Annotated in this window: 18 protein-coding genes, 1 tRNA gene and 1 riboswitch; of the genes, 9 read left to right on the plus strand and 10 right to left on the minus strand. The window is 63.2% G+C overall.

All coding sequences use genetic code 11. The annotated features are described in order from the left end of the window. Positions 1–6 precede the first annotated feature (6 nt). Together argF and NKJ93_RS27690 are read left to right on the plus strand one after the other, a co-directional pair. A complete protein-coding gene (argF, locus tag NKJ93_RS27685; protein ID WP_352592352.1) occupies positions 7–918 on the plus strand; it encodes an ornithine carbamoyltransferase in 912 nt (303 codons plus the stop codon). A 117-nt stretch (positions 919–1,035) separates the two neighbouring features. Beyond that, positions 1,036–2,046, plus strand: coding sequence for an Hsp33 family molecular chaperone (locus NKJ93_RS27690; RefSeq protein ID WP_023719494.1), 1,011 nt, complete (start codon positions 1,036–1,038; stop codon positions 2,044–2,046). A 76-nt stretch (positions 2,047–2,122) separates the two neighbouring features. On the opposite strand, the gene apaG is transcribed toward NKJ93_RS27690, so the two are convergent. Further along, complete coding sequence (gene apaG, locus NKJ93_RS27695) at positions 2,123–2,515, minus strand: Co2+/Mg2+ efflux facilitator ApaG/CorD (protein WP_023719493.1); 393 nt, start codon at positions 2,513–2,515, stop codon at positions 2,123–2,125. A 227-nt stretch (positions 2,516–2,742) separates the two neighbouring features. Here apaG and NKJ93_RS27700 point away from each other — a divergent pair, with 227 nt between their 5' ends. After that, positions 2,743–3,897 (plus strand): ceramide glucosyltransferase, encoded by a 1,155-nt coding sequence (locus tag NKJ93_RS27700; RefSeq protein ID WP_352482479.1) that lies wholly within the window; start codon positions 2,743–2,745, stop codon positions 3,895–3,897. Between the two features lie 34 nt (positions 3,898–3,931). Here the strand turns inward: NKJ93_RS27700 and NKJ93_RS27705 are convergent, their stop codons facing one another. Further along, on the minus strand, positions 3,932–5,122 hold the full coding sequence (locus tag NKJ93_RS27705) for an O-succinylhomoserine sulfhydrylase (RefSeq protein ID WP_031194169.1): 1,191 nt from the start codon (positions 5,120–5,122) through the stop codon (positions 3,932–3,934). A gap of 70 nt (positions 5,123–5,192) precedes the next feature. Beyond that, positions 5,193–5,270, minus strand: a riboswitch (SAM riboswitch). Positions 5,271–5,413: 143 nt separating this feature from the next. Here NKJ93_RS27705 and NKJ93_RS27710 point away from each other — a divergent pair. Next, complete coding sequence (locus NKJ93_RS27710; RefSeq protein WP_352482477.1) at positions 5,414–6,508, plus strand: 2'-deoxycytidine 5'-triphosphate deaminase; 1,095 nt, start codon at positions 5,414–5,416, stop codon at positions 6,506–6,508. A 28-nt stretch (positions 6,509–6,536) separates the two neighbouring features. On the opposite strand, the gene araD1 is transcribed toward NKJ93_RS27710, so the two are convergent. The 4 genes from araD1 to chvE form a co-directional block, all read right to left on the minus strand. Then, complete coding sequence (gene araD1, locus NKJ93_RS27715; RefSeq protein ID WP_023719489.1) at positions 6,537–7,529, minus strand: AraD1 family protein; 993 nt, start codon at positions 7,527–7,529, stop codon at positions 6,537–6,539. Positions 7,530–7,712: 183 nt separating this feature from the next. After that, the gene (gene mmsB, locus NKJ93_RS27720) at positions 7,713–9,005 is read right to left on the minus strand and encodes a multiple monosaccharide ABC transporter permease (protein WP_352592355.1); all 1,293 of its coding nucleotides are present in this window, start codon (positions 9,003–9,005) and stop codon (positions 7,713–7,715) included. Further along, positions 9,002–10,534, minus strand: coding sequence for a multiple monosaccharide ABC transporter ATP-binding protein (gene mmsA / locus NKJ93_RS27725; protein WP_023719487.1), 1,533 nt, complete (start codon positions 10,532–10,534; stop codon positions 9,002–9,004). Before mmsA ends, mmsB begins: the two co-directional genes overlap by 4 nt. 99 nt (positions 10,535–10,633) lie before the next feature. Beyond that, a complete protein-coding gene (gene chvE, locus NKJ93_RS27730) occupies positions 10,634–11,698 on the minus strand; it encodes a multiple monosaccharide ABC transporter substrate-binding protein (RefSeq protein WP_023719486.1) in 1,065 nt (354 codons plus the stop codon). Positions 11,699–12,014: 316 nt separating this feature from the next. Between chvE and NKJ93_RS27735 the strand changes: the two genes are divergently transcribed. After that, positions 12,015–13,004 carry a LysR family transcriptional regulator gene (locus NKJ93_RS27735; protein ID WP_352482475.1) on the plus strand — a complete coding sequence of 330 codons (990 nt, stop codon included), beginning with the start codon at positions 12,015–12,017 and terminating at the stop codon, positions 13,002–13,004. Positions 13,005–13,319: 315 nt separating this feature from the next. Here the strand turns inward: NKJ93_RS27735 and NKJ93_RS27740 are convergent. Continuing rightward, positions 13,320–13,393, minus strand: a tRNA-Gly gene (locus tag NKJ93_RS27740). A gap of 93 nt (positions 13,394–13,486) precedes the next feature. Here NKJ93_RS27740 and NKJ93_RS27745 point away from each other — a divergent pair. Further along, on the plus strand, positions 13,487–13,789 hold the full coding sequence (locus NKJ93_RS27745; protein WP_254816341.1) for a DUF6460 domain-containing protein: 303 nt from the start codon (positions 13,487–13,489) through the stop codon (positions 13,787–13,789). 62 nt (positions 13,790–13,851) lie between these two features. On the opposite strand, the gene NKJ93_RS27750 is transcribed toward NKJ93_RS27745, so the two are convergent. Next, positions 13,852–14,754, minus strand: coding sequence for a histone deacetylase family protein (locus tag NKJ93_RS27750; protein ID WP_352493789.1), 903 nt, complete (start codon positions 14,752–14,754; stop codon positions 13,852–13,854). A 50-nt stretch (positions 14,755–14,804) separates the two neighbouring features. On the opposite strand from NKJ93_RS27750, the gene NKJ93_RS27755 reads away from it, so the two are divergent. Next, positions 14,805–16,229, plus strand: a complete 1,425-nt coding sequence (locus NKJ93_RS27755) for an MATE family efflux transporter (protein ID WP_352494021.1) — start codon at positions 14,805–14,807, stop codon at positions 16,227–16,229. 3 nt (positions 16,230–16,232) lie between these two features. Here NKJ93_RS27755 and NKJ93_RS27760 read toward each other — a convergent pair whose 3' ends face one another. Continuing rightward, positions 16,233–17,309 (minus strand): quinone-dependent dihydroorotate dehydrogenase, encoded by a 1,077-nt coding sequence (locus NKJ93_RS27760; RefSeq protein ID WP_352482473.1) that lies wholly within the window; start codon positions 17,307–17,309, stop codon positions 16,233–16,235. Beyond that, positions 17,306–17,656: a DUF952 domain-containing protein gene (locus NKJ93_RS27765; protein WP_352482472.1), complete on the minus strand. Its 351-nt coding sequence runs from the start codon at positions 17,654–17,656 to the stop codon at positions 17,306–17,308. The genes NKJ93_RS27760 and NKJ93_RS27765 overlap by 4 nt, the downstream gene beginning before the upstream one ends. A 126-nt stretch (positions 17,657–17,782) precedes the next feature. Here NKJ93_RS27765 and NKJ93_RS27770 point away from each other — a divergent pair, with 126 nt between their 5' ends. Both NKJ93_RS27770 and NKJ93_RS27775 read left to right on the plus strand, forming a co-directional pair. Beyond that, a complete protein-coding gene (locus tag NKJ93_RS27770) occupies positions 17,783–18,214 on the plus strand; it encodes a hypothetical protein (protein WP_352493790.1) in 432 nt (143 codons plus the stop codon). 118 nt (positions 18,215–18,332) lie between these two features. Next, positions 18,333–18,995, plus strand: a complete 663-nt coding sequence (locus NKJ93_RS27775) for a response regulator (protein ID WP_502901325.1) — start codon at positions 18,333–18,335, stop codon at positions 18,993–18,995.

The raw sequence follows: 18,995 nt of genomic DNA on the forward strand, positions 1-18,995 counted from the left end.
TTCCTGATGTCCCTTCGCCACTTCACCGATCTTTCCGCCGTTTCCGAAGGCGATCTGCGCTTCATGCTCGACGACGCAGCTGTGCGAAAGGCGAGGCTCAAGGCCGGCGAACGCACCAAGCCGCTCGAAGGCAAGGTGCTGGCGATGATCTTCGACAAGCCCTCGACGCGCACGCGCGTGTCGTTCGACGTCGGCATGCGGCAGTTGGGTGGCGAGACGATCATGCTGACTGGCACCGAGATGCAACTTGGCCGTTCCGAGACTATTGCAGACACGGCCAAGGTGCTGTCGCGCTATGTCGATGCCATCATGATCCGCACCACCTCGCATGACCGGCTGCTGGAACTGACGGAAAACGCTACGGTGCCCGTCATCAACGGGCTGACCGACGAAACCCATCCCTGCCAGTTGATGGCCGACATCATGACCTTCGAAGAGCACCGCGGTCCGGTGGCCGGCAAGACGATCGCCTGGACCGGCGACGGCAATAATGTCCTGCATTCTTTACTGGAGGCCTCTGCGCGGTTCCGCTTCAAGCTGAACGTCGCCGTGCCCGAAGGCAGCGAACCGGCTCAGAGGCATGTCGACTGGTCGAAGGCCAATGGCGGCAAGCTGAAATTCACTCGTTCGCCCGAGGAGGCCGTTCACGAGGCCGACTGCATCGTCACCGACTGCTGGGTCTCGATGGGTCAGGAGCACCGTGCGCGCGGCCACAATGTCTTCTTGCCCTATCAGGTCAACGCGGCCCTGATGGCGAAAGCCAAGCCGGACGCGCTGTTCATGCACTGTCTGCCGGCGCATCGCGGTGAGGAGGTTACCGACGAGGTCATGGATGGGCCGCATTCGGTGGTGTTCGACGAGGCCGAGAACCGGCTCCACGCCCAGAAGGCGGTTTTGGCCTGGTGCCTGGGCGCTTGATCCGGGCCGCCTTGATCCGGGAGTTCGTGGTGCCTATCTCAGGCGCATCACGCAAATCGAGCGCGTCTCGTCGCATGCGCCCCGGAGGGCGGCATCGCCGCGCCCCGGAGCTTTGTCATGTTGGAAACTCGTCAATTGGCTGAACATCAACCCAAGCTCGGCGAGTTCGGCTACGCCGGCGACGACCATGTCGTGCCGTTTGAGGTCGGCCCGCTCGACGTGCGCGGCCGTACCGTCCAGCTCGGGCCGATGCTCGACGCTATTCTCAGCCGCCACGAGTATCCCGAGCCGGTGGCACGACTACTGGCCGAAGCCTGTGTGCTGACCGTCCTGCTCGGAACTTCGTTGAAGTTCGAGGGCAAGTTCATTCTGCAGACCCGCACCGACGGGCCGGTCGATATGCTGGTCGCGGATTTCTCCACGCCGCACGCGCTGCGCGCCTATGCCCGCTTCGATGCCGACCGGCTGGAGGCTTTGACGGCTGCCGGCGAGACGTCGCCGCAGACGCTGCTCGGCAGCGGCGTCCTGGCGCTGACAATCGACCAGGGCGCCCACACGCAACGCTACCAGGGCATCGTCCAGCTCGACGGCGTCACGCTGGAAGAAGCCGCACGCACCTATTTCCGCCAATCGGAGCAGATTCCGACCGACCTACGGCTTTCGGTGGCCAAGCTTCTGACGCCCGGCGTCGGCGGTGCCCGCGAGCAATGGCGCGCCGGTGGCCTGCTGGCACAATTCCTGCCGCAGTCGCCGGAACGCATGCGCGTACCCGACCTTCCCGGGGGCGACGGCGATCCGCGTGAGGAAATCCACGACCCGACCGACAATTCCTGGCAGGAACTGCTGGCGCTGCTTGGTACTATTGAACCGACCGAGCTGATCGATCCGACTATCGGCGCCGAGCGGCTGCTTTACCGGCTGTTCCACGAGCATGGTGTCCGCGTCTTCGGCGGCGTGCCGGTCGCCGACCAGTGCTCATGCTCGAGGGAGAAGATCCGCGGCATCCTCGAGGGTTTTTCCGCCGAGGAGATCAGAGACAGCACCGAGGATGGTAGCATTCACGTCGCCTGCGAATTCTGCTCGAAGCAATATGACTTCGACCCGGCGGAATTTGCAGCGGCTCAATAACGAGCGTCAGTGCGGCTGCCTTCGCAGAACTTGGGTTCCTCGCCCCGCAAGGCGGGAAGAGGAATCAAAGTGAACGTCAATTGACGGTGCGCCGCGTGCCTGGCAAATCGAGTGAGAAGGCGGGGATGGCGACGTCGAAGGTCTCGCCCCGCTTGTTGCGCATTGTGTAGTGCCCGACCATGATGCCGGACGGGGTCGAGAGCGGGCATCCAGACGTATACTGATAGCTGTCGCCGGGGTTGAGTCCGGGTTGCTCGCCGACGACCCCGGGGCCGCGCACTTCCTCGACCTTGCCGGTGCCGTCGGTAATGTGCCAGTAGCGCGACAGAAGCTGCACGAACTCGTCCGACCGATTGTCGATGGTCACCTGGTAGCCCCAGACATAGCGGTTTTGCGGCGGGTCGGAATGATCCTCCAGATAGAACGGCCTGACCTGCACTTCGATGTTGCGGGTGACGGCGCTGTACATGAACTGCTCCAAAGCAATGTAGACGGAACTTTCGACGCTCAGCGCAGTTTGATCAACGATGCGCGTCATCTCCTTGCCCGACTCAAGCGCAGGTGCCGAAAAACAATGTCATTTAAGTGACACATGACAATGATGGTGTGCAGGCTTGTGCCGGGCGACTCGGTGTTCTGTCGAATTGTTGAAAACGGCCGTCATGCGGCCAGCATTTCTGGAGTGACCAGATCTCGATGGAACCGACATTCGCAGCCGCCCTCTTTTCCATAGCTCTCCTTCTTTCAAATCTCGCCAGCATCCTGTTAGCTTCGCTGAAGCTGAAGCGAGCAGCTAGGATCGCATCGCCGGCCGCCACCGTGCCACCGGTATCGATCGTCGTCCCGGCGCGCGGCGTCGAGCCGTTTACCGAGGAGACGCTGGAGCGCGCCTTCTCACTCGACTGGCCGCGCTACGAACTCATCTTCTGCGTCGCCCATGCCGACGACCCCGTGGTCAAGTCGATCACCACTGCAATGGCGCGTTTTCCGGCTATACGCGCCCGGCTGCTCGTCGGCGACGACCGCATCAGCGGCAATCCGAAACTCAACAATTGCGTGAAGGGTTGGGAAGCGGCGCTTTATCGCTGGGTCATCCTTGCCGATTCCAACGTGCTTATGCCGAGCGATTATGTCCAGCAGCTGATGGCGGCATGGCGGCCCGACACCGGCCTCGTCTGCTCGACGCCGATCGGCTCGCGGCCTGAAGGGTTTTGGGGGGAGGTCGAATGCGCCTTTCTCAACACACTGCAGGCACGCTGGCAGTACGCTGGAGAGGCGCTCGGCCTTGGCTTCGCCCAGGGCAAGAGCATGTTGTGGAACAAGCCGATGCTTGACGCCAATGGCGGCATCCGCGCACTGGCCGCCGAGATCGCCGAGGACGCCGCCGCGACCAAGCTGGTCAACCGGCTCGGACTTCGCGTCAATCTTGTCGCTTCGCCCTTCGAACAGCCGCTCGGCCGGCGCACGCTTGGCGAGATCTGGTCTCGGCAGGCGCGTTGGGCGCGGCTGCGCCGCGTCACCTTCGCGCTGTTCTTCGCCCCCGAGATCCTGATCGGCGCGGCGCCGCCGCTGCTGCTTGCGCTGATCGCGGCGGCTGACGCCGGCGTCAGCCTGCCGGCAACCGCCATCGCCGTGCTGGTCGCGGCCTACCTGCCGGAATGTGCCTTGGCCTGGGTCAAAGGATGGCACCTGTCGCTGCGCACCATCCTGGCGATGATGGTTCGCGACTGCATGCTGCCGGCGATATGGGCGCGCGGCTGGCTGAGCGGCGCCGTCGACTGGCGCGGCAACGTTATGACCATCCAGACCAAGGCCGTCGCGGAGCTGGAAGAGACCCCGTCCGGCGCCTGATCGGCGCCCCCCGCTCACCTCTGTTCGGTCAGCCCTATCCGGCGGCTCTCAGCGCTTGCTCGATATCTTCGAGCAGATCGTCGGTATCTTCCAGGCCGACGGAAAGCCTGAGCGTGCCCGGCCCGATGCCGAGCTCGGCGCGGGCCTCATCGGTCAAGTTCTTGTGTGTGGTCGTCGCCGGATGGGTGATCAGGCTCTTGGCGTCGCCGAGATTGTTGGAAATCAGCACGATGTCGAGCGCGTTCTGGAAAGCAAAGGCCGCCTGCTTGCCGCCCTTCACATCCAGGCAGATCAGCGTTGAGCCGCCCGACATCTGCTTCTTGACCACGGCCGCTTGCGGGTGGTCGGCACGGCCGGGATAGATGACACGGGCGATTTGCGGGCGCTCGGCGAGGAAATCCGCTATGCGGCCGGCACTTTCCGTCTGCTGGCGGACGCGTAGCGGCAGCGTCTCCAGGCCTTTCAGCAGGGTCCAGGCATTGAAGGGCGAGAGGCTGGGGCCGGTGTGGCGGAAATAGTCATGCAGGTTCTCGTCGATCCATTTTTTGTCCGACAAGATAACGCCTCCAAGGCAGCGCCCTTGGCCGTCAATATGCTTCGTTGCCGAATAGACGACGATGTGGGCGCCGAGCTGCAAGGGTTTTTGCTGCAAGGGCGTGGCGAAGACATTGTCAACGATCAGCCTGGCGCCGATCGAGTTGGCAAGTGCCGCGACGGCGGCGATGTCTACCACCTCCAGCGTCGGATTGGTCGGGCTTTCCAGGAAGAACAGTTTGGTGTTCGGCTTGACCGCCTGTTCCCAGTTGGCGACGTCGGTGCCGTCGACCAGCGTTGCCCCGATGCCGTATTTCGGCGCCAGCGTCTCGACCACCCAGCGGCAGGAGCCGAACAGTGCGCGCGCCGCCACGATATGGTCGCCCGCCCTGGCGCTGCACAGCAGCGCTGCCGTCACCGCCGCCATGCCGGACGCCGTAGCGCGCGCGTCCTCGGCGCCTTCCAGCGCGCACATACGCTTTTCGAACATGTCGACCGTCGGATTGGCATAGCGCGAATAGATGAAGCCCGGCTCCTCCCCCTTGAAGCGGGCTTCCGCCGCTTGCGCCGTCTCGTAGACATAGCCTTGGGTGAGATACATCGCCTCGGAGGTCTCGCCGAAGCCGGAACGCAGCGTCCCGGCATGCACGAGTGCGGTCTGAGGCTTCCAGTCGCGCTTCTTGGTCATCATTCTATCCAAACACCAAAAATGGTCCAAACAACAAAAAACCGGTCGCGAAAGTCGCAACCGGTCCATATGGCCTTGCGGCCCGACGGTCCTTTAGCGACTTGTTTAACGTGGCTGCAAGCCGACCGGCCAAATCACCACGGGATAACGAGCTTTAGACCCGCACCACGCTTGCGTCAATTGCCGGCATGATTAAGACGGTTGTACCAAGCAGGTGCCAAAGGCGTCCACGGTTTGTGGCAAGGACCTGTGACGAAACAAGACCTCGCCCGGTGTTCGAACGGAGCCAGACCCTTGCGGCAGACAGGCATTCTTCCCGATCGGGATATTTCCGCGCTGTTCCAGACGGGCGCGCTGAAATCGCCGCGCGCGCTCGATGCCGACCAGATCCAGCCGGCCAGCCTTGACCTCAGGCTCGGCGACAAGGCCTGGCGCGTGCGTGCTTCCTTCTTGCCCGGCCCCGACCACAGAGTTGTCGACAAGCTCGACCGGCTGAAGTTGCACGAGATCAACCTCGCCGAAGGTGCCGTGCTCGAAACCGGCTGCGTCTACATCGTGCCACTGCTCGAAAGCCTGGCGCTGCCCGCGCATATTTCGGCTTCGGCCAACCCGAAGAGCTCGACCGGGCGGCTCGACATCTTCACTCGGGTAATGACCGACCGCGGCCACGAGTTCGACAAGATCGCCGCCGGCTATGAAGGCCCGCTCTATCTGGAGGTCAGCCCGCGCACCTTCCCGATCGTCGTGCGCACCGGCTCGCGGCTGTCGCAGATCAGGTTCCGCACCGGCAATGCGCTTTTGTCGGAAAGCGAACTGCACGACCTGCATCGCGCCGAGATGCTGGTCGCCACCGAGCCGCCCAACATCTCAGGCGGCGGCATCGCGTTGTCGATCGACCTCGACGGTGACAAGGACGGGCTGGTCGGCTATCGCGGCAAGCACCACACCGGCCTGGTCGACGTCGACAAGCGCGCCGCGCAGGATGTCGTCGATTTCTGGGAGCCGCTCTACAAGAGCGGTGCCGGCGAGCTGGTGCTCGATCCGGACGAATTCTATATCCTGGTGTCACGCGAGGCGGTGCATGTGCCGCCGCTCTACGCCGCCGAAATGACGCCCTTCGATCCGTTGGTCGGCGAGTTTCGCGTCCATTATGCCGGTTTCTTCGACCCCGGTTTCGGCCATTCGGCGTCGGGCGGCACCGGCAGCCGGGCGGTGCTCGAGGTGCGTAGCCACGAAGTGCCGTTCATTCTCGACCATGGCCAGATCGTCGGGCGGCTGGTCTACGAGCACATGCTGAAACGGCCGCAGGCACTCTACGGCACCGATCTCGGCTCCAACTATCAGGCGCAGGGCCTAAAACTGTCCAAGCATTTCCGCGCGGCGCGCTGAGCTTCCCCTTACTTGCGGCTATGCCGGCTCAAAGCGCCTTCACCGCCACCTTCACCGGCTGCTCGATTTCGAGCGGGTTGCGCAGCGGCAGGCCGAAATCCTGCGCCTCGATTTCGAACACGTCGCCGGCCTCCGTCCTGATGCCGTCGGCGAAGGACAGCGTCGCCGTGCCGAACATGTGCACATGCACGTCGCCCGGCTGGCGGAAGGCCGAGTATTTGAAGTGGTGATGCTCGAGATTGCCAATGGTGTGCGACATGTTCGCCTCGCCCGACAGGAACGGCTTTTCCCAAAGCAGCTTGCCGTGGCGCAGGATGCGTGAAGCGCCGCGAATGTCGGACGGCAGGTCGCCGATCAGGATCTCCGGCCCGAACGAGGCGTTGCGCAGTTTCGAATGGGCGAGGAAGAGATAATTCACGCGCTCGGTGACGTGGTCGGAAAACTCGTTCGACAGCGTGAAGCCGACGCGGAACGGGGCGCCGTCGTCGCCGATCACATAGATTCCGGCGATTTCCGGCTCCTCGCCGGCATCCTGGGCGAAGGCGGGCGACATGAGCGCCGCGCCGGGCGCCACTGCCATGGTACCGTTGCCCTTGTAGAACCATTCGGGCTGCACGCCGATCTGGCCCTTCGCCGGCTTGCCGCCCTCCAGCCCCATGCGGAACATCTTCATGGAATCGGTCAGCTGTTCCTCGCCGCCATCGCTGAGCTTCTTGTGCATGGAATCGCGGGTCGCGGCGGAGCCGAGATGCGTCAGCCCGGTGCCGGTGAGATGGAGATGCGCCGGATCGGGATGGTTGATCGGCGACAGCAGCCGTCCCTTCTTGTAGGCTGCGTCGAGATCGACGGTTTCGCCGAAGCCCTTGCGCTCGATCAGGGCGACAAGCCCGGTGCCGGTGCGCGCGGCTTCCATCGCCAGCGAATAGACGCTGCGAGCGCCGTTGATGACGCGGGTCTTGCCGCCGTTGCGGGCAACGACGCGGATCGTCTCGGCGTCGTCGAGGATCTGTGAGATCAGCATGGTAACCCTCTCTGAATTGCGGCCTGCCTTCTTGGCAAACCCTACCCGGCGCGGCTCGGACCCTGTCCACGCCGCGGTTGAAATTCTTCGTCCGGATTGCGCTCGCGGGTCAGGTCCCTCGGGGGACTTCTTCGCGCCGCCCGGCAGCGCCGCGATGTGACCCGTATGCCTCCTGGTTGCCTCTCAAGCCTTGTTCTTGTTGTAGACGTCGAAGACGACGGCGCCGAGCAGCACCAGGCCTTTGACCACCTGCTGCCAGTCGACATTGACGCCCATGATCGACATGCCGTTGTTCATGACGCCCATAATGAAACCGCCGACTACCGCGCCGATGACCTGGCCGACGCCGCCCATCGCCGAAGCGCCACCAATGAACACCGCGGCGATGACGTCGAGTTCGCTGCCGAGGCCCGCCGCCGGCACCGCCTGCCCCAGGCGCGCCGCGATAATCAGGCCGCCGAGTGCCGACAGCACGCCCATGTTGATGAACACCATCAACGTCAGCCGTTCGGTCTTGATGCCCGATAGCTGGGCTGCCTTGGCATTGCCGCCCATCGCATAGATGCGGCGTCCGATCGTCATGCGTTTGGTAACGAAGACGAACAACGCGATCAGCACGCCCATCACCATGAGAACGATGGGCAGGCCCCTATAGGTGGCGAATTGGTAGACCAGAAACAGTGCCAGCGCGCTGATCACCAGGGTCTTGACGACGAACAGCGAGAAAGGCTCGGCTTCGTAGCCATGCCGCTCGCGGGTGCGCCGCGCCCTGAGCCCGAAATAGGCATAGGCGAGCACGGCGGCGAGGCCGATCACGATAGTCGTCAGGTGCAGCGTCAGGCCGCTGCCGACAATGGTTTTGCCGGCGGCGTTCACGGTCGGTGGTATCAGCGTCAATGGGCCGATCAGGTCCGGAATGAAGCCGGAACTCAGCGCCTTGAAGCCGACTGGAAGCGGCCCCACGGAAGACCCGCCACCCAGCAGCGCCTGACAGATGCCGCGGAAGATCAGCATGCCCGCCAACGTGACGATAAAGCTCGGTATTCGGTGATAGGCAATCCAGTAGCCTTGTGCCGCGCCGATCGCGCCACCCACGATCAGGCAGATGATCGACACCACCAGCGGATTGCTCAATGGGCCAAGCGGCCAGATAACCATCATCATCGCCGCCAGTGCGCCGATGAAGCCGGCGACTGAGCCGACGCTGAGATCGATATGGCCCGAAACGATCACCAGAAGCATGCCCAGCGCCATCACGATGATGAAGCTGTTCTGCTGCACGAGATTGCTGAGGTTCACCGGCTTGAACAGCGTTCCGGACGTGGTGAACTGGAAGAACACCATGATTGCGATCAACGCCAGCACCAACCCGTATTCGCGCAGATTGGTGACCAGCGCCGAGACGGCAATGCGAGGTGCCTGTTGTATATCCTGGGCGACGCCGGTTTGCGGCCCGGGAGCGCTTTCGGTGCTCATGATGCTTTCCCTTCTCCACGGACGATGGCGCGCATGATCTTTTCCTGGCTGGCGTCGCTCGCCGCCATTTCGCCGACGATGCGTCCTTCGTTCATGACGTAGATGCGGTCGGTGATGCCGAGCAGTTCGGGCATTTCCGACGAGATGACGATGATTGCCTTACCCTCGGAGGCGAGACGCGCGATGATCGTATAGATTTCATATTTGGCGCCGACATCGATACCGCGTGTCGGCTCGTCGAGGATCAGCACTTCCGGATTGGCGAACAGCCATTTCGACAGCACCACCTTCTGCTGATTGCCGCCAGAAAGGTTGCCGGTCATCTGGTAGACGCTTGAGGCGCGGATATTGGTCCTGCCGCGATAATCGTTGGCGACGGAAAGCTCGCGCAAATCGTCGATAACGCCATGGCGCGAGACGCCGGGCAGGTTGGCCAGCGTGATGTTATGCTTGATATGGTCGATCAAGTTGAGACCGTAGGTCTTGCGGTCCTCCGTAACATAGGCGATGCCGTGTTCCACCGCCTTGCTCACCGAAGAGACATCGATCGGCTTGCCGTTAAGGAACACCTCGCCCGTGATGCGACGGCCATAGGACCGGCCGAACAGGCTCATGGCAAACTCGGTCCGGCCGGCGCCCATCAGCCCGGCAATGCCGACCACCTCGCCCTTGCGGGCGTTGAGGTTGATGCCCTTGATGACCTGCCGCTCGGCATGGATGGGATGGTAGACCGACCAGTTTTTCACTTCGAGAACGGTCTCACCGATCTTCGGCTCTCGCGGCGGGTAGCGGTCGTCGAGCGAACGGCCGACCATCGAGGTGATGATGCGGTCCTCCGAGATGTCCTTCTTGGCCAACGTCTCGATGGTCCGGCCGTCACGGATGATCGTGACCTTGTCGGCGACCCGGTTCACCTCGTTGAGCTTGTGGGAGATCAGGATCGAAGTGATGCCCTGCCGCTTGAATTCGAGCAGCAGATCGAGCAGCGCCTGGCTGTCCTTTTCGGACAGGCTCGCCGTCGGCTCGTCCAGAATGAGCAGCTTCACTTCTTTGCTGAGCGCCTTGGCGATCTCGACCAGCTGCTGCTTGCCGACGCCGATATTGGTGATCAGCGTGTTGGGGTCTTCCTTGAGGCCGACCTTCTTGAGCAGGGCGCTGGTGCGCGTCTCGTTGGCATTCCAGTCGATGACGCCGTATTTGGCCTGCTCGTTGCCGAGAAATATGTTTTCGGCGATAGACAGCATCGGCACCAGCGCAAGCTCCTGGTGGATGATGACGATGCCCTTGCGCTCGCTGTCATGGATGCCTTTGAAATGGCACTCATCGCCGCGATAGATGATCTGGCCGTCATAGGTGCCGGACGGATACACACCCGACAGCACCTTCATCAGCGTCGACTTGCCGGCGCCGTTCTCGCCGACCACGGCATGGATCTCGCCTTCCTCGACCATGAGCTTGACGTTCGACAGCGCCTTGACGCCGGGAAACGTCTTGGTGATGTCGCGCATCTCCAAAATCGTCGATGCCATTGAGAATACCACTCCTGCGAGGTCCGCAAACAATACCGGGCTGGCTCGCCAACGAAAAGGGGCCCTGCCTGCGCAGGACCCCAGGCTTTGTAACCGCGATTACTTCAGTTCTTCGGCCTTGATGTAGCCGGAGTCGACCACCAGCGCCTGGTAGTTCGACTTGTCGACGTCATGCGGCGTCAACAGGATCGAGGGAACGACCTTGACGTCGTTGTTGTAGGTCGTGGTGTCGAGGCCTTCCGGCTTGCCGCCCGAGAGCACCTTGTCGACGAGTTCGACCGTCGCCTTGGCGAGTTCGCGGGTGTCCTTGAACACGGTCGAATACTGCTCGCCGGCGATGATCGCCTTGACCGAAGCGGTCTCGGCGTCCTGTCCGGTGACGATCGGCCATGGCTGATCGGCAGTGCCGTAGCCTACGGCGCGCAGCGAAGCGATGATGCCGCGCGACAGGCCGTCATAGGGCGAGAGCACGCCATCGACGCGGCTGCCGTCCGAGTAGTTGGCGGAGAGCAGATTGTCCATGCGGGCCTGGGCGGTTGCCGCCAGCCAGCGCAGCGTGCCGACCTTGTCCATGCCCATCTGGCCGGACTTCACGACGAGGGTCTTGTCGTCGATCAGCGGCTGAAGAACCGACATGGCGCCGTTATAGAAGAAGAACGCATTGTTGTCGTCCGGCGAACCGCCGAACAGCTCGATGTTGAACGGGCCTTTCTTCTCGGGATAGCCGAGGCCCTTGAGCAGCGATTTGGCCTGGATGACGCCGACGCCGAAATTGTCGAAGGTGGTGTAGTAGTCGACATTTGGCGTCTTCTTGATCAGGCGGTCGTAAGCGACGACGACGACGCCGGCGTCATTCGCCTTCTGCAGCGCATCCCCCATCGTGGTGCCGTCGATCGAAGCGATGATCAGCGCCTTCGGGCCTTTGGTGATTTCGTTTTCCAGCTGGCTGAGCTGGTTCGGAATGTCGTCCTGCGCGTATTGCAGGTCGACAGTGTAGCCCAGAGCCTCGAGCTGGGACTTGACGGCGTCGCCGTCGTTGATCCAGCGCTGCGAGGTCTTGGTGGGCATCAGCACGCCGACCAGGCCTTCGCCCGCTTGCGCCGGCAGCGTCATAGCCGCGATGCCTAGGGCCGCGACGGCGGCCAGTGTCTTGATAATCTTCACATTAACTCTCCCTGGTTGATGGACGCGTACCCTTGGGTTTCGTGGGCCGCGCAATCGTGCAGGAGCGCCAAACGCGCCGCTGCCGTCAATCGATCTCCGGTATCCTCCCAATCGGCCCCGAAACTCTGGTTCAATCGATACGAGTTTTCCCTCGTCACCGACCGTCAAGTCTCAGGACGCGCGAAGGGTGTGTCGCTTTGCCATAACTGTCAAATGCGATCTTTGATGGTTGCTATATCGAGACTGATATGGCTTAGGCTAGTGACGACGCTGCCGGATCCAGCTGGCGCGCCGGGCGTAGGAGTAGGGAAAAATCATGGCGGCGCTGCGAAATCCTGGTGGAATATCAGCCGGTTACGATGAGATTCCGCGCGATGGCGGAACCCTGCTGCGCAGCGGCTTGAGCCTGCGTCACATGCGTATGATCGCAGCCCTCGACGAGCACGGCCGGGTGAGTGCCGCGGCCCAGGTCATGAACATCTCGCAGCCGGCGGCTTCGCGCATGATCGCCGAGATGGAGGCGGTGCTCGACGTCAAGCTCTGCGAAAGGCTGCCGCGTGGCATCACGCTGACGCCCTATGGCAAGGCGTTGGCACGGCGCGCGCGGTCGATCCTGCTCGAGATGCGCGAGGTCGACCGCGAGATCTTCGAGCTCAAGGCGGGCAAGGGCGGCTCGGTGTTCCTGGGCGCGGTCACGGCACCGGCGATCGAGCTGGCGGTGCCGGCGATCCGCGAGATCCGGCGCCTCTATCCGCGCATCGAGATCACCATGCAGGTCGAGACCTCGAACGTGCTGGCGCGCGAGCTGATCGCCTCTCGGCACGATTTCATCATCGCCCGCATCCCCGACGACCTCAATCCGCGGCTGTTCGAGGCCCGCGTCATCGGCGTCGAGAAGGCCTGCCTGATCGTGCGCCGCGGCCACCCGCTGACCAAGGGCAAGGCAGTGCGGTTGGAAGACACCGCCGCCTATGACTGGGTTTTCCAGTCGGGCGGCTCGCCGCTGCGCCAAGCCATGGAAAGCAACTTTTTGAACCGCAACATCGCGCTGCCGGATCGCATCCTCAACACCAGCTCGCTGTTACTGACTCTGGTCATGGTCGCGCAATCCGACGCGATCGCGCCGGTGTCGATCCAGGTCGCGAAGTTCATTCAGAACCCCGAAGGGCTCGACGGCGCCATCGACGTCGTCCAGACCGAGTTCGACATCGAGGTCAGGCCCTACAGCCTGATCACGGTAAAGAACCGCGCGCTGTCGCCGGCGGCCAAGATGCTGCACGATTTTATTTTGCGGGAGGTGGGCTGAGGATTGGAGCGGGTAGCGGGGCGCATCCCGTGGCCGGCCAGACGACCAGACAGGCCCACCAGCAGCGGCGCCGATGCACGTCGGCCACAACTGCTGCGTGATGCTCAAAAAAAGCCCGCCAGCAGAAGCCAGCGGGCCAAGGGTAGACATTCCGGTTGGGGTCATTCGAGGCCCCGCCGACCCTCAATGTGAGATATTCGACGAACTGGCACATCGGCCAAACAGATGAAGGACGGCCAGCCGAGCTGTAAAACTGCCTGTAAAGCCGCAAGTTTTCAACATCGCCAACTCAGGCGCAACCCGTGTGGCAAAAGCTGGAGCGGGTAGCGGGAATCGAACCCGCGCGTTCAGCTTGGGAAGCTGACAAGCTACCATTACATCATACCCGCGCTGGTTCCTCCGATATCATGGCCCGGCGCCGATGCGCAATCCGGTTTGAGGGCTCGGCTTGATGCCGGGCGGTCAACTGCGTATTTCTGGGCATGTGCCCGAATCGCGGCACCCGACTGTGGAGACAGGCCTTGTCCGCACTGAACCGCTTTCTCGGCGATACGCCGCTCCGGGTGATCTTGAAGCTGCTTGTGGTGTCGTTCCTCGTCGGCCTGGTCATGAACGCCTTCGGCTGGTCGCCGATGGACGTGCTCTACGGCATCCGCAAATTCTTCATCGACCTGTGGAATTTGGGCTTCCACGCCATCGACCGCTTCCTCGGCTACATCCTGCTCGGTGCCGCGATCGTCGTGCCGGCCTTCATCCTGCTCAGGATCGCCAATTTCAGGAAGTAGAGCATGATCCCAAAAAGTGGGAACCGGCTTTCGGAAAAGATCATGCTCAAACAAACAGCCTTTCACGCGTAGCCCGCAGCCACCTCGAACAGGATGGCGTGGCGTGCGGCAAGTGCTGCGACATCCGTCGAATAGCCGCCGCCGATAACGCCGCACATCGGGACGCCTAGCGTGCGGAAATGGCGGATCACCATATCGTCGCGGGCGCGCAGCCCGTCATTCGACAGCGCCAGCCTGCCGAGCCGGTCCTCGGCATGGACATCGACGCCGGCATTGTAGAAGACGAGATCCCAGCGCTTTCGCGCCGACAGCTCCGGCAGGATGGCGCCCAGCCGCTCCAGATAGGCTGCATCGCCGGTGCCGTCGGGCAGGGCGACGTCGAGGTTGGAGGCGATCTTGCGCGCGGGGTAGTTGCGGTCGCCATGCATGGAGAAGGTAAACACGCGCGGCTCGTCGTTCAGGATATCCGCCGTGCCGTCGCCCTGATGCACGTCGAGGTCGACGACCAGGATGTTTTGGGCGGCACCTTCGGCGAGCAGCACCAGCGCGGCAACGGCCACGTCGTTGAAGGTGCAGAAGCCGGCGCCTTGCGCGCGCCGCGCGTGATGACTGCCGCCGGCCGTGTTGCAAGCGATTCCGTTCAGCAAAGCCAGCCGCGCCGCCATCACCGTGCCGGCCGTTGCGAGCTGCGCCCTCAGCGAAACCCGCGGTCCCACGGGAAAGCCGATCTCGCGCTCGATCCTCACCGGCACGTCGCAGGCAAGCACCTGGTCGACATAGTCTGCCGCGTGGGCAAGCTTCAGCCATGATGGCCGTGCCACCGCTGGTGTGTTGAGCGCTTCGGGCCGCGCCAGGCCGCGTGCCCGCAAGGCGTCCATCAGCAGCGGATATTTGCTCATCGGGAAGCGGTGGTTGACGGCGAAACCGGCGTCGTAATCGGGATGATGAACGATCTGCAAGGACATGGGACGGCCGGTGCGCCAGAGGCGGGTTTCGGTTGACCATGCCGGGATGGATGGTTGCGCGAGGTCCGCAAACTGGGGCACATCGGCTAGCCGATCAAGCCGCAACAGGAAGCAACACACGTTTGGAGCAGGCTGTACCCACCGAAGCCCACGTCACCGAAGCCAGGGCTTTCGTCGTCACCAACCGTTCGGTGCTCGCCATCGCCGTGCCGATGACGCTTGCCTATCTGACGACGCCGTTGCTCGGAATTGTCGACACGGCGGTGGTCGGACAGTTCGGCGACGCCGCCCTTCTCGGCGGCCTGGCGGCCGGCGCCCTGATCTTCGACGTCGTTTTCACCACCTTCAACTTCCTGCGCTCCGGCACCACCGGCCTCGTCGCCCAGGCCTTCGGGCGCGGCGATGCACTGGAGGAGCAGGCGGTGTTCTGGCGCGCCGTGCTGATCGCGGTCGTCGCCGGCATCGTGTTTGCCGCACTTGCGCCCCTGGTTTCGGCTGCCGGGCAATGGTTCATCGGCGCCGAGCCGCGCGTCGGCGCGGCGATGGACGTCTATATCCGCATCAGGATGCTCGCAGCACCGTTCTCGCTTATCAATTACGCCATCCTTGGTTATGTGCTGGGGCGCGGCGAGGGCGGGCTAGGGCTGATGCTGCAATTGATACTGAACGGCATTAACATCGCCCTCTGCTTCCTGCTTGGCCTGGAGCTTGGCTGGGGTGTTGCCGGCGTCGCCTGGGCGACGCTCACCGGCGAATTCGTCGCCATGCTGCTTGGTCTCGCCATCGTCGGCCGGCGCTTCTGGGCCGCACCCAGGCTGCCACGCCATCGCGTGCTCGATCTGGCGGCATTCCTGCGCATGATGTCGCTCAATCGCGATATCATGATCCGCTCCTTCTCACTGCTCGCCGCCTTCGCGCTGTTCACCCGCCAGGGCGCGCAGTTCGGCACTCTGACGCTGGCCGCCAATGCCGTGCTGATGAACCTCTTCCTGGTTGCCGGCTATTTCCTCGATGGATTCGCCACCGCCGCCGAACAGCTCGCCGGGCGCGCCATCGGCGCCCGTGCCGCCACGGCGTTTGACCAGGCGGTGCGGCTGACGCTGTTCTGGGGGCTCGGTCTGGCCGGCGCTGCGACGCTCTTCTTGTTGCTGGAGGGCACGGATCTGATCGCCCTGATCACGACCTCGACAGACGTCCGCGCCATTGCCGACATCTACCTGCCGTGGGCGGCGTTCACTGCGCTCAGCGGCGCGCTGGCCTTCGAGATGGACGGGGTGTTCATCGGCGCGACATGGTCGCGCGACATGCGCAACATGATGCTGTTGTCGTTCCTGGCGTTCAGCGCCGCGTTGCTGATCCTGGCACCGGCGTTCGGCAATCACGGCCTGTGGGCCGCGCTGCACGTGTTCCTGCTGGTGCGCGGCTTTAGCCTGCTCGCTACATTGCGGCTGCGGGTGCGCACGGCCTTTAACTGATCGCTAAAGCGGTTTCGTCGCCCAGTGATCGAGGCGGCTGTCGCGAAGCTCGCGCAGCGATTTCAGCCCTTGACTGTCCATGAAACGGACCATGCCGGAAAGAATGCGCCCCGGCAGCGCCGGCCCGGCATAGATCATGCCGGTATAGAGCTGGACGAGATCGGCGCCGGCACGGATCTTTTCCAGCGCCGTCTCGGCGGAATCGACGCCACCGACGCCGATGATGGCGGAATCCGGGCCAAGCAGTTTTCGCATCCTTGCCAGCACGATGGTCGAGCGCTCGAACAAGGGTTTTCCCGAAAGCCCGCCGGTCTCGCCGGCAATGCCGGCGTTGCGCAGGCCGGGTCGCGCGATCGTGGTGTTGGAGATGATGACGCCGTCTATTTGCTTGTCGGTGATCTCGGCGGCGATGTCCTCCAGTTCGGCCTCGACCAGGTCCGGCGCGATCTTGAGGAAGACGGGCGGCTTTGCCGGTGCCGCCGCACGCGCGGCCATGACCCGCGACAGGAGTTCACCAAGCTGTTCGCGCGCCTGCATGTTGCGCAGGCCCGGCGTGTTTGGCGAGGAGATGTTGATCGTCAGATAGCCGGCGTATCGCGCAAACCTGATCACGCCGCGCTCATAGTCGCCGACGCGGTCGGCGCTGTCCTTGTTGGCCCCGACGTTGACGCCGACGACGCCGGCGCGGCCCTTGCGGGCAGCAAGACGTTTTTCCGCGGCGGCGTGGCCTTCATTGTTGAAGCCCAGCCGGTTGATCACTGCCCCGTCCGAAGGCAGCCGGAAGATGCGCGGCTTCGGATTGCCCGTCTGCGGCAGCGGCGTGATCGTGCCGACCTCGGCGAAGCCGAAGCCGAGGCCGAGCAGTGCGTCCGGCACTTCGGCATTCTTGTCGTAGCCGGCCGCCATGCCGAGCGGGTTCGGGAAATCGAGCCCGCAAAGGCTGACCTTTAGCTTGTCGTCTCGCAAAGGGCGCCCGGCGACCGGCAGGCCGCATCTCAGCGCGGCAATCGACAGCCCATGCGCGGTTTCCGGATCGAGCGTGAACAGCAGTTTCTGGCCGATCCGGTCGAACGCGCTCATTCGGCCTCCAGCGCCGGGAATTCGTGCCGGCCGTCGGCACCGAGCGGCAATGCCTGCACCGAGACGACCGCATCGAGGCCGAGCCCGCCATAAAGATGCGGGAACAAGGCGCCGCCGCGCGAGACCTCGTATTTCAGCGCATCGCCGAGGTGCGCGCCGTCGACGGCGACCAGCAGCAACCCGCTCTGGCCGGCGAAATGCTTGGCTGCCGTTTCCCGAACCTGCCCGGCGGTGGAAAAATGGATGAAGCCATCGGCGACGTCGATCGGCGCGCCGGTGAAGCGGCCTTCTCGTTCAGCCTCGCGCCACAGCGCCTCGGGAACTATCTTGTAGATGATCTCGGACATCGTTGCGCTATAGTCCGAACCGACGACGCGGGGAAGGGCAGGCCCGCGTTCTTCCCCATTTCAGGTTCTTCCCCAATTCCGGCGCAAACTGTGATAGATTGCGCCGACTGGCTCATGGAGGAAAACATGCGTCTGAAACACGTCTTGATCCCCGCAGCACTGGTCTCGCTTGTCGCAGCTTCGGCCTTTTCCGAGGAAGCCGATCGCTACCGGCTGGAAAAATCGGCCAATGGCTATGTGCGCATGGATACGCAGACCGGCGCCATGTCGCTCTGCGAGGAGCGTTCCGGTCAGCTCGTCTGCAAGACAGCGGCCGACGAACGTGCCGCCTTCCAGGATCAGATCGACCGGCTGCAAAATTCGGTGAAGGCGCTCGACGAACGCGTCGCCAAGCTCGAAAATTCGCTTGCCGCGCGTTTCGAATCGACTTTGCCCAGCGAGGAGGATTTCAACAAGACGATGGGCTACATGGAGCGCTTCCTGCGCAGCTTCATGGATATCGTCAAGGACATGGACAAGGACGAAGACGGCGCCAAGCCCAATTCGCAAAAGACCTAGGCAATTCGCAAAAAGACCTAGGGCGGGAATAGCAAGCCGGCCACGCCGAACAGCGGCGTAGCGTTATGATCGTTCAGATCCTGCAAGGCGGAAAATCGCCAACGGGATTCGGGGAGGGATATCACCGTTGGGCTACACATTCGTCATCGCCGACGATCATCCGCTTTTTCGCGGTGCATTGAGGGAGGCACTCGCCGGCATCGGAGATGTTGCCGCCATTCACGAGGCCGGCGATTTCGAAAGCGCCAAGGCGCTGGTCCTGGCCAATGAGGATGTCGATCTGGTCCTGCTCGACCTCTCGATGCCGGGCGCAAGCGGCCTTTCCGGCCTGATCTCGTTGCGCGGCATCCATCCGGCGGCGCCGATGATGGTGGTCTCGGCGCATGACGATCCGGTGACGATCCGGCGCGCGCTCGACCTGGGCGCCTCGGGGTTCATCTCCAAATCGGCCAGCATGGAAGAGATCCGCAATGCGGTGCAGTCGGTGCTCGCAGGTGATATCGCGGCACCCGCCGGGGTCGATCTCGGCGTCGAGCGCGATCCCGAGATTTCCGACCTGATCAAGCGGCTGCAGGCGCTGACGCCACAGCAGACGCGCGTGCTCGGCATGCTGGCGGAGGGACTGCTCAACAAGCAGATAGCCTATGAGCTCGGCGTCTCCGAAGCGACGATCAAGGCGCATGTCTCGGCCATCCTGCAGAAGCTCGGCGTCGACAGTCGCACCCAGGCGGTCATCCTTTTGTCCAAGATCGGCAGCGACCCGGTTCAGGCGGCTGGCTGA

This window comes from Mesorhizobium sp. M0028 (genome assembly GCF_040323855.1).
Lineage (GTDB): Bacteria > Pseudomonadota > Alphaproteobacteria > Rhizobiales > Rhizobiaceae > Mesorhizobium.